General features: G+C 31.4%; 12 protein-coding genes and 1 pseudogene. 7 read left to right on the top strand and 6 right to left on the bottom strand.

What is annotated here, in order from left to right:
- From Q0649_RS12695 to Q0649_RS12680, 4 genes and pseudogenes are all read right to left on the bottom strand, one after another.
- A partial coding sequence (locus tag Q0649_RS12695; RefSeq protein ID WP_298842459.1) for an OPT/YSL family transporter occupies window positions 1-765 on the bottom strand: 765 nt, incomplete at its 3' end.
- Between the two features lie 455 nt (window positions 766-1220).
- Complete coding sequence (gene lepB / locus Q0649_RS12690; protein WP_298842456.1) at window positions 1221-1736, bottom strand: signal peptidase I; 516 nt, start codon at window positions 1734-1736, stop codon at window positions 1221-1223.
- Window positions 1737-1848: 112 nt separating this feature from the next.
- A pseudogene (locus tag Q0649_RS12685) lies at window positions 1849-2244 on the bottom strand (alanine:cation symporter family protein); the annotation flags it as partial.
- A gap of 210 nt (window positions 2245-2454) precedes the next feature.
- On the bottom strand, window positions 2455-3702 hold the full coding sequence (locus tag Q0649_RS12680; RefSeq protein ID WP_298842453.1) for a hypothetical protein: 1248 nt from the start codon (window positions 3700-3702) through the stop codon (window positions 2455-2457).
- Window positions 3703-4069: 367 nt separating this feature from the next.
- Here Q0649_RS12680 and Q0649_RS12675 point away from each other — a divergent pair, with 367 nt between their 5' ends.
- From Q0649_RS12675 to Q0649_RS12645, 7 genes are all read left to right on the top strand, one after another.
- On the top strand, window positions 4070-4675 hold the full coding sequence (locus Q0649_RS12675; RefSeq protein ID WP_298842450.1) for a TetR/AcrR family transcriptional regulator: 606 nt from the start codon (window positions 4070-4072) through the stop codon (window positions 4673-4675).
- Window positions 4676-4840: 165 nt separating this feature from the next.
- Complete coding sequence (locus tag Q0649_RS12670; protein ID WP_298842448.1) at window positions 4841-5686, top strand: MFS transporter; 846 nt, start codon at window positions 4841-4843, stop codon at window positions 5684-5686.
- Window positions 5670-5963, top strand: coding sequence for a hypothetical protein (locus Q0649_RS12665; RefSeq protein WP_298842446.1), 294 nt, complete (start codon window positions 5670-5672; stop codon window positions 5961-5963). The genes Q0649_RS12670 and Q0649_RS12665 overlap by 17 nt, the downstream gene beginning before the upstream one ends.
- Complete coding sequence (locus Q0649_RS12660) at window positions 5960-6181, top strand: hypothetical protein (protein ID WP_298842443.1); 222 nt, start codon at window positions 5960-5962, stop codon at window positions 6179-6181. The genes Q0649_RS12665 and Q0649_RS12660 overlap by 4 nt, the downstream gene beginning before the upstream one ends.
- On the top strand, window positions 6178-7413 hold the full coding sequence (locus Q0649_RS12655) for a glycoside hydrolase family 36 protein (RefSeq protein ID WP_298842440.1): 1236 nt from the start codon (window positions 6178-6180) through the stop codon (window positions 7411-7413). Before Q0649_RS12660 ends, Q0649_RS12655 begins: the two co-directional genes overlap by 4 nt.
- A gap of 20 nt (window positions 7414-7433) precedes the next feature.
- Window positions 7434-8894: a DUF6937 domain-containing protein gene (locus Q0649_RS12650; protein WP_298842438.1), complete on the top strand. Its 1461-nt coding sequence runs from the start codon at window positions 7434-7436 to the stop codon at window positions 8892-8894.
- Between the two features lie 2 nt (window positions 8895-8896).
- Window positions 8897-9808: an alpha/beta hydrolase gene (locus Q0649_RS12645; RefSeq protein WP_298842435.1), complete on the top strand. Its 912-nt coding sequence runs from the start codon at window positions 8897-8899 to the stop codon at window positions 9806-9808.
- 129 nt (window positions 9809-9937) lie between these two features.
- Here the strand turns inward: Q0649_RS12645 and rlmD are convergent, their stop codons facing one another.
- Both rlmD and Q0649_RS12635 read right to left on the bottom strand, forming a co-directional pair.
- Complete coding sequence (rlmD, locus tag Q0649_RS12640; protein ID WP_298842432.1) at window positions 9938-11329, bottom strand: 23S rRNA (uracil(1939)-C(5))-methyltransferase RlmD; 1392 nt, start codon at window positions 11327-11329, stop codon at window positions 9938-9940.
- A gap of 124 nt (window positions 11330-11453) precedes the next feature.
- A complete protein-coding gene (locus tag Q0649_RS12635; RefSeq protein WP_298842429.1) occupies window positions 11454-11813 on the bottom strand; it encodes a DUF1540 domain-containing protein in 360 nt (119 codons plus the stop codon).
- Window positions 11814-12059: the final 246 nt, after the last annotated feature.

Genomic DNA, 12059 nt, shown 5'->3' with positions numbered 1-12059 from the left:
GAAATATCCTATTAAAGGCATAATACCGAAATTAGATAATATAGAACCAGCAAACATAGTTAATGAAACATCTATGCCAACTATAAATCCTATACCTAATAATAGAGGATTAACTTCGACTTCAAATTTCCACTTGTAGAAAGATTCATTTACATAACTTATAACGTTGTTAGCTACATTGAAAAATGAACTAGTTACAAGAGTTATAATACCTCCTATTCCAAAGCCTATTCCCATGAACTTCATTGTTTCTCCAGTTCCTTCTGAAGCAACAAGTGTTTCAGATATAGCCATTGATTCAGGGTACATTAATTTACCATGTTCTTCAATCATTAAGTAATTATGAACAAGAGAAGCTATTCCTATACCGAATAAAACTCCAGCCACACCAACAACCAAACCTTCGATAAAAGTAACTTTAGCACCTATTAATAAGATTGCGGGTAAAACAAATATAATACCACTAGCGACAGATTCTCCACCACTTGACATACCTTGCAATAAATTTTTTCCAAGTATACCCTTTTGCTTAGCAAATGCAGCTATAAATGCTGATCCTATTATAGAACCTGGTATACCAGCAGCAACTGTAAGCCCAGATTTCATACCTGAATAGGCAGTTGAAGCTGAGAACAAAGCCGCTAAAAAAATACCTATTATTAATACGACAACGTTTCCACCTGTTTTAGAACCGGTTGAAACGTATGGAACGTAATCTTTACCAGATACGCCACCGTATGCACCTTTTGACAATTTATTATCCATAAGATGTACCTCCTTTATATTTTAATTAAATTTATAATACCATATGTTATAAAAATATCTAAATGGAAAACTTCTTGTTTTTTACGAAATTCTCATACTGTATCGCTTTTTCACTTGAATATCTACACATTACTTCCTTTTTCATGACTTAATATCCTAATTGTATAGTCAATTCAATACTATATTGCAATTTTTGAATGTACAACCATATTTTTATTCATTTTTATGATTTTGGCATCAATTATTTATTGTTTCCTAATCTCAAAAAAATATTAATAATTTTTAAATAAGTATATTATAATATTACATTCACCTTTGTAATATCGTTTTTAGTTGGTATTTTATAAAAAAATAATTTACTAATCATTAGATTTTAATATGAATTGATTTATATTGAATTTTAAAAAAATTAAAATAGCAGATATATAAACTTGCATTTATATTCTACTATTTTATTATTTTAATTTTCCAAATCTACCAAATGGACTAATTATTATTCTTGCCTTACCCATTATATCTTTTTCAGGTATATATGGTTTTTGCCAATATCTAGCATCTAAAGAATTAATTCTATTGTCTCCCATAAAAAAGTAACTATCAGCCGGAACTTTATATTTTCCTATTTTACCACCTGGATATTTAACATAACTTTGGTCTATTTTTTTATTATTTATGTAAACAGATCCATCTTCTTTAACTTCCACCAAGTCATTAGGAAGTCCAATAAGTCTCTTTATTAAATCCTCACCTAGTTCATCTGAGTGAAATACCACTATATCTCCATGTTTAAGATTATTTTTATTATGAACTCTTGTTACTAAAATTTTATCATTTAAATGTATTGTTGGTAGCATAGACCCAGTCGGAACTGAGACATTAAAGAAAACCACTTTATTTATAATAAATGCTATAATAATTGCTACAAATATCGGTAAGATCCAATCTTGAAATATCTTTTTTACTGACTTCATATTTATCCCCTCTCAAATCTGATACATTAATATTTTATCACAATAGTTATATATAATACCTATTAAAAATTTATAACATGTTAACATTCAATTAACTTTAGCCAGTTTTAATCTATAAATAAGTTATTGTTATTTGAAATATATGTAGCTTTCCTTTATCATCAATTACCTTTATTGGATCATTATTTATTCCATCAAGATTATCATCCCATAAATACTTCTTAGTTTCGCTTACAATTACAGGGCTTAGTAGTATTAAAGCTATTAAATTCGGGATAGCCATTAATCCATTAAACAAATCTGCTAAATCCCAAACTAGACTAAGCGAGAATACTGATCCAACAAAAACAAATATAACCCAAAGTATTTTATAAGGAACAATTGCTCTTTTACCAAAATCATCTTTTGTTACTGATATTTTTATAGCCTTAAATATATATTTTTGAATGAATTTTAGCCTAAATGTTAAAAATAAATGTGTTCCGAATAATAAAACGATAAGTGGTATTCCCCATACCCTTCCATTTATAATTATATATTATTTACTAATTTTTATCAGTTGTAAATTTTTCAACAATTGACTTTTACAAGTATATTATCATTCATATACTTGCATTTACTCGCTTTTATATTAGCACACTAAAAAGCTCCTAAACACTATGGTTAGGAGCTTTTTAAATTTTATACTTATATGTATATTAAGTTTATAAATATATTATTATTCATTTTTTGCAAAGTGTTTCATAATTTTAGCCCAAATGATCTGTGTTTCAAGAAATTCCCCATAATGTTTCTCTACATTTCTATTATATTTCTCAAGTTCTAACAAAATATTCATAAATTCAGGTTTTCCGAAATATTCACAAATTTTCGGCAACGTAGCTTTCAATTCTTCTCTCATCTCTTTAATCTTTTCCTCATAACTATCTCTCTGTGTTATATAGAGTAATAATGGTTTATACCGAATCCACCCTATACACACATTGTAAAACCGTGTAATAACCTTCTCGTTGTCAGCCCTAATAAACTTAAGTCTTATTGGGAGAACACCCTCTAAAAGATGATTATATGTAGAAAATCCATCATGAAATGTGTAACAAGGCACGCATAGAACTTTTCTATCACTTAAACATGTAGCTAAGAAAGTATCTTCTCCTCTAGCCCCAGGCGGATTATAAAAAGGGAAAACACGCTCAGGATTCGTAAGATTAATACACAGATTAGCCCCCGTTATAAATTTAGAATGATTTTTTTCCACAACTTCCACCGCATCATGGCTAGTGAGTACACCTACATCAGCGTAAGTTATTCCTCCATTTTTCATAACTGCTTTTAGAGTATCCCACTTAACAACGTCATTACTGATAGCCTCAATAAATGTTCTAAAATCTCCCTCATTCATAATGTCATTAAACTCAATATATGGTATAGGAGATATATATCCACAATGATATCCATGAGTAATGTCTGCGTTTTTAATGTTCTTAAGATGCTCAGACAGTACAAATTGCCCTCCCCAGATGGCCGTATCATGTGTATTTGTTACTGCCATCGGGTATTCGTCATCATCTAGAAACACCAAATAATCCATGTTATTTTTTATCGCATTATATAGTACAGCATTACGCTTAGCTGCATACCCCTTACCAAAGATCCTTTTAGTTTCCTCAAGTGTAAGGATATCTTCTCTAATTAAATAGTCAATTTCTTCTTGTGTTGATACTCTTCCAATAAAAGTGCTACTATCGATCCGCTTAACCAAATCTGGATGTATATTTGTGTAATCAGTAACTTTAGTTTTATTATAATGAAGATCATATGCCACAAAAACATTTAAACTTATCCTTTTATTTTCTACCAAACCAGATTCTTCCCAATTGCTTATGTTAGTTCTAAGTACTTTTTGGAAGCTTTTTCTTCCAGTTGCAAACCCTATACCAACTTTTATTTCATTAACCTTCTGCACTTTACCGCTCCCTTTCTATGCAAAAAATAAATATCTGCCTTTCTATTATACCATAATAAATACATATATTGATTATTATGGTTTATTTATAGTGAATTTGTTATAAAATGTGTTTTTATTGATACCTATTCTTTAATCAAAAAATCTTCCAAGTGTCGTTTTAATCAATTCTAGTTCTTCCTATCCATAAAATTAATGATGGATATGATATTTTAGTTTTTAAAATGAAAACGTCGACAAAAAAAATAAGATGATATACTATGTATTAAATAGATAGTTAGACTATCAAGTAAAAGGAGACAACCATGGATTTAAGAAAAAACGAAAAACTGAACTTGAAAATGAGAAAAATAAGAGAAAAGAAGAGGTGATTCTTACTGCTTTAGATGTAATTAAAAAACATGGTATAGAAAACACAAAAGTGATTGATATAGCTGAAAATGCTGAGATAGGGATAGCTTCTGTTTATCGTTATTTTAAAACAAAACCATGCCTAGTGGTTGAAATAGCCTGCAAGTTTTGGAATGATGAAATCAGTGACATATACAAATATTATGTAGAAGAAGATTTTCTAAGTAAAAATGGAATTACAAAAGTGGAAGACATATTAGCGGTATTTATTAAACTTTACAATGGTCATAAACAATTCATTCGATTTATAGATGAATTTGACCGCTACGTTGTAAAAGAAAAGATTCCTAAAGAAAATTTAAAGACTTATGAAAAAAGCATTGTAGATTTAAAACCCTTACTTATAAACGCATTGGAGATTGGAAAAGAAGATAAAACCATACGTAATGACTTGAATAGTGAAAAATTTTATTTCAGTATTAATCACGCACTTATGAGTATGTGTCAGAAACTTGTTTTAAGCGGTAATATTTTAGAAAGTGATGAATATGTACAAGGGGAAGAACAAATTAAAATGATCATCGAAATGGCATTAAAATATATTCAATATGTAAAGGAGTAGGTTAACACGAAAAAGAAGTATGTTCCTTATGTAGTTGGAATTCCAAATTTAAGCATGGGGCTTTTATGGGCAATGAATATGTCCTTAATTCCCATGCTAGTAGGTACTGTTACAACTAGCAATTTCAAGCTAGGGATATTAATATCTATGGGTGCTTTTACATGAATGTTCGTTCAGTATTTGGCAGGTGTAATTAGTGATAGAATCACTTTTAAAATTGGTAAAAGAAAACCCTTTATACTGGGAGGAGCGATTTTAGCAGCTTTAACAATTATGTTGCTTCCGCTTTTTCATAACTATCCTTTTTTAGCAGCAGGATTTTTAGGAATAGTTTCAGTATTGATTGGTACTATTCCAATTAAAGAAAATACAAGCAAGTATACCAAACCTAGTAAAATTTCCATTGATTTTATTAAATACCCCTCTGTATTGATGCTCTTTGCCTCCGTGTTTTTCGTTTTTCTAAGCTATGGATGCATTACACCTTATTTTGTAAAGTACTGTGTACAACAATTGCATTTTACAAATCAAACTGCAAGTACAGGACTTTTTGTTCTTACTATCGCAGGTGCACTATTTACTTTACCAGCTGGAATAATATCAGATAAAGTTGATAGAAGGTTTGTACTTTTTCTTGGAGCGGTAATTTTTGCAGTAGCATTGGTTTTAGCAACATTTGTGAATAGTGTTCAAAGTATGTATATCGTTCTCGCTTTAGTTGGAATCGGTTTCATATGTATACAAGTTACCATATACGCTATTTTAGCAGAAATAGCTCCACCGGAAAGGTTAGGTGAATTCATGGGTATAATGAATCTCTTTATTTCACTTAGTCAGTGGATTGCTACTTTAACTATGGGATGGATATTGGATTCTGTAAGTTTTAAATATTTTTTCCCTATTTCTTCTTCTATTATGTTCATTGCAGCAATAGTTATACTTTTTAGCAGATTTAATAAATTCAATAGTCAAAATAAAAGTGAGGTAGAAAAATATGTTTCAAAATATTGAAATAGAATTTTGGTATTCACGAGGAGGAGAAAAGAGAAAGACATCATTTATAAATTCTTATAAGAATGATGACTTTCAAGCAATTTTAGAATCCGACCAAAAACCGAATATAGAGAAATTTAAGCTTTCCATTATACCTCAAGTTAAATTAATTATAGAAAAATTAAGTGTTAAATTGTTTTACCAATTTAAAGAAGGTAATAGAATCTTTGTAAATGGCTATCAATCCTGGACAGACAGCAGAGAGTTTCTTATTGATGAAAAGATGAAAAGATGAAATCTATATCTAAACTTGCAAAACCAATAATTAAAAAATATCAGTTAGAAAAGTATGGAGATTATACTTTTAAGAGATACTCAGGAAAAAAAGGCGAATTTCATGGCTACACCTATTCTTACGTTCGTGAAGACGAAAAATTAGATTTATTTGGATTACTTTCTGAAAGATCAGGCTTTACAATTTTTAAGAGCACACAAGAGAAAATAAAATTTTGATTAATAAAGAATGCAAGGGACTTTCAATTAGTTCAGAATATATCCCATTTGAAATTTTCTATGTAAGTGGTAGAGAGGAAGAAGTCTTTGATAGTTACTTTGATGCCATGGAAATTAGTAAACCCCTTTGCCAGCCTAGTACAGGATGGACAAGTTGGTATAATTATTACCAAAATATAAACCAGGATATAATACTTGAAAATCTTAGGAATTTTAAGACTTTTCATAAAAACATTGATATTTTTCAAATTGACGATGGTTACCAGACTGCCGTTGGAGACTGGCTCTCAGTAGATACATTGAAATTTCCTAATGGAATGAAATATATTTCTGACAACATAAAAATGAATGGGTGTAAAGCCGGTATATGGCTGGCTCCTTTTGTTTGTGAGACAAATTCAAGGCTTTTTAAGGAGAAAAAAGAATGGCCTTTGAAGGATGAAAAAGGAGAACCAGTGCTGGCAGGATCTAATTGGACAGGATTTTGCGCTTTAGATATCTACCATCCTGAGGTAAGGGATTATATCAAACAGGTATTTTCTGTGATTTTAAATGATTGGGGTTATGACATGGTGAAATTGGATTTTCTCTATGCTGTATGCATACTTCCAAGAAAAGATAAAACAAGAGGTCAGATTATGACAGAGGCCATGGAGTTTTTAAGAGAATGTGTTGGTAAAAAAATTATTTTGGCCTGTGGCGTGCCCTTAGGACCCGCCTTTGGACTAGTTGATTATTGTAGAATAGGCTGTGATGTAAGTCTTGATTGGAATGATAAATTTTACATGAGAAAGCTACATCGGGAAAGAGTTTCTACCCTTAATGCCATAGGAAATGCTATAGGAAGGCGACATTTGAATGGGAGAGCATTTTTAAATGATCCAGATGTATTTCTTTTAAGGGAGGATAATATACATCTAAATAAAGCCCAGAGAGAGACCTTAGCATTTGTAAATAATATTTTTGGCAGTCTGCTTTTTACATCAGACAACTTAAAGGATTATAATGATAATCAATTTTCAGTATTTGATAGAGCTATGGAGATTAAGGCTAGGACCATAGAACGGGTAGAGCCTTATAGAAATGGCATTGTTGAAATTCTGTATAAAGAAGAGGAAAATGAATTTCTTGCACTCATAAATTTAAGTAATTCAACCATAAAGCATTCAAACGCTTTACTAAATCAAAAGCAGGAACTCTTACCCTATAACTTCAAGATATTTATTATTTAAGAAAATTGGAGGAAATAAAAATGGAGCATTCAAAAGTTATTTTTGGAAATGAAATTACTAAAAAAGTATATAATAAGGCAGTTGATTCTAAAAAGAAGTACTTAAAGAAATTTGGGGATGATTCGAAAATAGATTATCATTTGGCGATAAGAAATAATCCAACAATTGGTGATTCTTTGAACGTAAAAAACATTGTAATTGGACAAGAAAGTGAACCCTTAGACTTTAAAAAGGGGATAGTTATAGGAAATATCAGGATGGGTTTTGGTCACTATCGAATCTCTATGGCCATGGCTTCGGCAGCACATGCCATGGGTTATACACCCTATTGGTTCGACCTTAACTCCTTTAGTGAAACCACTGGAGGTAAGGTAATTGACCATTTGAATTCTCTTTATTCCATGGGATCTAGGTGGTCTCAAAAATATCCTCTATTTAACAAGCTATACTGGGAGCCTTTAAACTCGGAAGGTTTCAGAAAGCTTTCCTATAATTGTGCTGATCAGAAGGTAGCAGAAATGATGACCCCTGTTTATAAAGAGCTTCCTAAGGACATTCCCTTTATTGCAACTCATGTTTGGCCTGCACAAGCTGCTGTACATTCAGGACTTACAAATGTTGTAAATGCAATTCCTGATAACTGGCCTATGGCACTGCACTTGGCAGAAGGATCTATACACGCTGTTCAGACATATTCAGCTTTTTTAGGCTATAAGACTCTGAAAGGTATGGATGGAAAAAAACTATTAAACCCAATACCCTTAGGAGAAATAGTGGAGGTAGGACACTATATTGACCATGAGCTAGTGCATAATCTGGATATAGATTGTGAAAACAGAATGAAAAGAATTAAGGATAAAAAAGCTAAGAGAATTTTACTTACTGTTGGTGGAGCAGGAGCACAAAAGGAGATTTTTGTGAAAATTATAGAAAAAGTGCTCCCTCTTGTTAAGGAAAACAAGGTTGTGCTTTATATTAATGTTGGAGACCACAGCACTGTATGGGAAGGACTGTGTAAGGATATTCCTGAGCTTGATTCCATATCTGAAAAATATTTTGATGACTGGAAGAAAACCTGTGCATTTGCAGAAAAAGCACTAGGCAACGAAGTTAAAGGAGTACATGCCTTTTACAACAAGGAAATCTTTGCAGCAGTATATAGTACCAACCTTTTAATGAGGTCAACAGATATTTTGGTTACAAAGCCAAGCGAGCTTTCATTTTATCCAGTACCTAAGTTACTGATAAAACGCGTAGGTGGACACGAAGCTTGGGGTGCTATAAGATCAGCAGAAGTAGGAGATGGAACCATTGAATGTGGTGAAATTGACAGAGCTCTTCAAATGCTAAAACTTATGCTAAGCAGCGACGAAATTCTTACTATGCTGACGCAGAACATTATAAAAGCAAATAGTATAGGAATTTACAATGGAGCCTATAAAGTGGTTGAACTAGCGGTTAATGGGAGGAGGAGTTTATAGTTATGATGGATAAAATTAAGGCAAAGGATGGAAAGGAAAGTTATATTTATTGTTGGTATAAGGTTAAAGAACCAAAAGCTATGCTGCAAATATTTCATGGTATGGCGGAGCATGCGGGTAGATATAAAGATTTTGCACAATACCTTAATAGCCAGGGATTCATTGTATATGCTTCTGACCATCGTGGGCATGGTAAAACTGCAGGTACTATTGAGGAACTTGGGTATATAGGTAAAGATGGGTTTAATGCAACTGTTGAAGATAAACGGCTTATTTTTCAGAAGATGAAGGAGGAACACCCTGAACTCCCCATGTTTTTATTGGGGCACAGCTTCGGATCTTTTTTAGCACAGGAATATATTATTCGTTATGGAAGTGAGCTCAAGGGTGTTATTTTATCTGGTTCCGCATTACAGAAAGGACTACAAGTTTATGCAGGAAGTATGATTTCTTCTATAGAAAAGCTTATTTGGGGAGAAAAAAAACAAAGCAAGCTTTTGGATCATTTAAGCTTTGGAAGTTATAATAAAAGAATCAAAGATGATGAGCATAAATTTGCATGGCTAAGCACTGATTTGAATCAAGTTAAAAAGTATGAAGATGATCCCTTTTGTGGTACAGTTTTTACAACAGGCTTTTTCTATTACTTTATGAAAGGTTTAAGAAAACTTTATGAAGAAAAAAGACTAAATTCACTTCCTACAGAATTGCCAATATATATTATTGCAGGTGAGGAGGATCCTGTAGGAGGTTATGGTAAATTGGTAAAGAACCTTTTTAATTTGTATAAAAAAAGAGGGATAACTGACGTACAGCTTAAATTATATCCTGGTTTTAGACATGAGATATTAAATGAAGTTAATAAAAATGAAGTATATGTAGATTTATTGAACTGGTTAACCCTTGAAATGTAAAAATTTTAAAATTTAATACTAAGAATTAGAATGAGTTCATTAATGATGAAATAACAAAAGTAGATTTAAATAATAATTAAAACAGATGGAACTCTGAAAGTCTCTTTAGATTTTCGGAGTTCCATCTGTTTATTTTTCAGTTTTTTTCAGTAATGCAACGTTTTCTATATGCGCCGTCTGAGGGAACATATCTACTGGTTGGATCTCTTTAGTAATATATCCAAGTTCATTTAGGATTCCTAAATCACGAGCCAATGTTCCTGGATCACAAGAAACATAAACTATAGTTTTAGGTCCCATTTTACTTATGGCTTCTAGCAGCGTTTTATCGCAACCCTTTCTTGGTGGATCAACTACAACTACATCAGCAATTACTCCATCATTTATAAGCTTTGGAATAATTATCTCTGCTTCTCCTACTAAAAATTCTGTATTTTCTACATTGTTTACTTTAGCATTTATTTTAGCATTTTCAATAGCTTGTGGTACTATTTCAACACCATAAACTTTTTTAGCCATTCCAGATAAAAATAATGAGATAGTACCTGTTCCACAATAAGCGTCGAGTACCACTTCACCACCGCTTAAATTTGCATACTCTAGAACCTTATCATAGAGTATCTCTGTTTGAACTGAATTAACTTGAAAAAATGATAATGGAGATACTTCAAATTTAAATTCTCCTATGTAATCAGTTATTGTATCTTTTCCCCATAAAGTAAGGCAAGTGTCTCCTAGTATTACATTAGTTTTTTCACTATTTATATTTTGTATTACACTCACAATACCCTTGATTTTTTTAGTAACTATTGCTATAAATTCTTCTTTATAAGGAAGGCTTTTACCATTTGTAACTAACACAACCATAACCTGTCCTGTTTTAGATCCTTTTCTAATCATAACGTGACGTAAGATTCCCTTATGATTTTCTTCATTGTAACATTGTATATTAAACTCTTTTATCCACTGCCTTGTAAGTTTCACTACAATATCTGCCACACTATCTTGAATATAGCAGTTTTCCATGTTTATTATGTCATGGCTTCTTGCCGCATAAAATCCAATTTTTACTTCCCCATTTTTATTACTTGAAGGTAACTGAACCTTATTTCTATAATTATATGGAGATTCCATCCCAAGTGCTTTGTGCACAACTACTTTTTCTAATTTTCCTATTCTATTTATAGCTTGAATTACTCTATTTGTTTTAAACTCTAGTTGAGCAGCATAATCTATATGCTGCAAGTTACAACCACCACAGCTTTTATATATACTACATATAGGTTCTATTCTACTTATCGATTTCTCAATTACCTCGAGCAATTTTCCAAAACCAAAGTTTTTAGATATCTTAACAATTTTTATTAACACCTTTTCTCCTACTATTGCACCTGCAACAAAAACTGTAAATCCATCAATCTTACCTACACCTTCACCCTCGTACCCCATATTATCTATAGTTATTATGTAATCTTCATTTTTTTTAACAGGAACAATATAATTCTCAACTTTTCTTTTCATAAATTCTCCTCCAACCTTCTATCTACTACTATTTTTCCCATGCTAAAGGCATCTAGATTTTTTTCTAGATGCCTTTACAACAAATGCAAAGAAAAAACGCTTGTTTCACCATTTTAAATTTTCCTTATTCTTTAAACGTCTCGCACTCTGTTTTTTCACTCTTTAAAGCACCTCTACCATGCACCATAATATTATGAGCAACACATTCCTCATCTCTATTATGCAAACAATTTGTAACTTCACATCCAATTCTGGGGCTCATTTGTATTTTATCATTATTAAATATTTGTTTAATTTCTCCAACAACATTCATATTAAATACATTGTTAATTGAATTTTTCAATCCCTTTTCAGCAAATGTTTCGCATTGCGTTTCTTCGCAGCTATGGACATTTGACCCTAAAATATTAATAGTTTCCGCTGAACATATTCCCGACATATTATTAACACAATTTGTAGCAGTGCAACTTAGAGTCCCTCTCATATCTATTCCTCCAATTATTTGGTTTAATATTATATTATAATTCCTTGATTTACTTTTTATTATACTACAGATAAAAAAAAAGCACCATATAGGTGCTTTAAAAGAAATCAGTTGCCATGTTGTTTGCTTGTACTTATAATTGTAACCAAGTTTTTTTTATTTATACATAATTATATTGAATATTTATATGGTTAATCGAGTAGGAGCTAAATAATTAGTTTATTTAGCGACCTCTCACACCACCGT

It is taken from the genome of uncultured Clostridium sp. (assembly GCF_937920395.1).
GTDB lineage: Bacteria > Bacillota > Clostridia > Clostridiales > Clostridiaceae > Clostridium_AD.
The sequence above is the reverse complement of the archived record's forward strand: the minus strand, read 5'-3'. Positions and strand labels throughout refer to the sequence as shown.

What these genes read in the sequence shown, in the direction of transcription:
- lepB (WP_298842456.1), bottom strand. Translation starts at nt 1,736, where the DNA reads ATGAAGTCAGTAAAAAAGATATTTCAAGATTGGATCTTACCGATATTT.
- Q0649_RS12670 (WP_298842448.1), top strand. Translation starts at nt 4,841, where the DNA reads ATGTTCGTTCAGTATTTGGCAGGTGTAATTAGTGATAGAATCACTTTT.
- Q0649_RS12665 (WP_298842446.1), top strand. Translation starts at nt 5,670, where the DNA reads ATGTTTCAAAATATTGAAATAGAATTTTGGTATTCACGAGGAGGAGAA.
- Q0649_RS12660 (WP_298842443.1), top strand. Translation starts at nt 5,960, where the DNA reads ATGAAATCTATATCTAAACTTGCAAAACCAATAATTAAAAAATATCAG.
- Q0649_RS12650 (WP_298842438.1), top strand. Translation starts at nt 7,434, where the DNA reads ATGGAGCATTCAAAAGTTATTTTTGGAAATGAAATTACTAAAAAAGTA.
- Q0649_RS12645 (WP_298842435.1), top strand. Translation starts at nt 8,897, where the DNA reads ATGATGGATAAAATTAAGGCAAAGGATGGAAAGGAAAGTTATATTTAT.
- rlmD (WP_298842432.1), bottom strand. Translation starts at nt 11,329, where the DNA reads ATGAAAAGAAAAGTTGAGAATTATATTGTTCCTGTTAAAAAAAATGAA.
- Q0649_RS12635 (WP_298842429.1), bottom strand. Translation starts at nt 11,813, where the DNA reads ATGAGAGGGACTCTAAGTTGCACTGCTACAAATTGTGTTAATAATATG.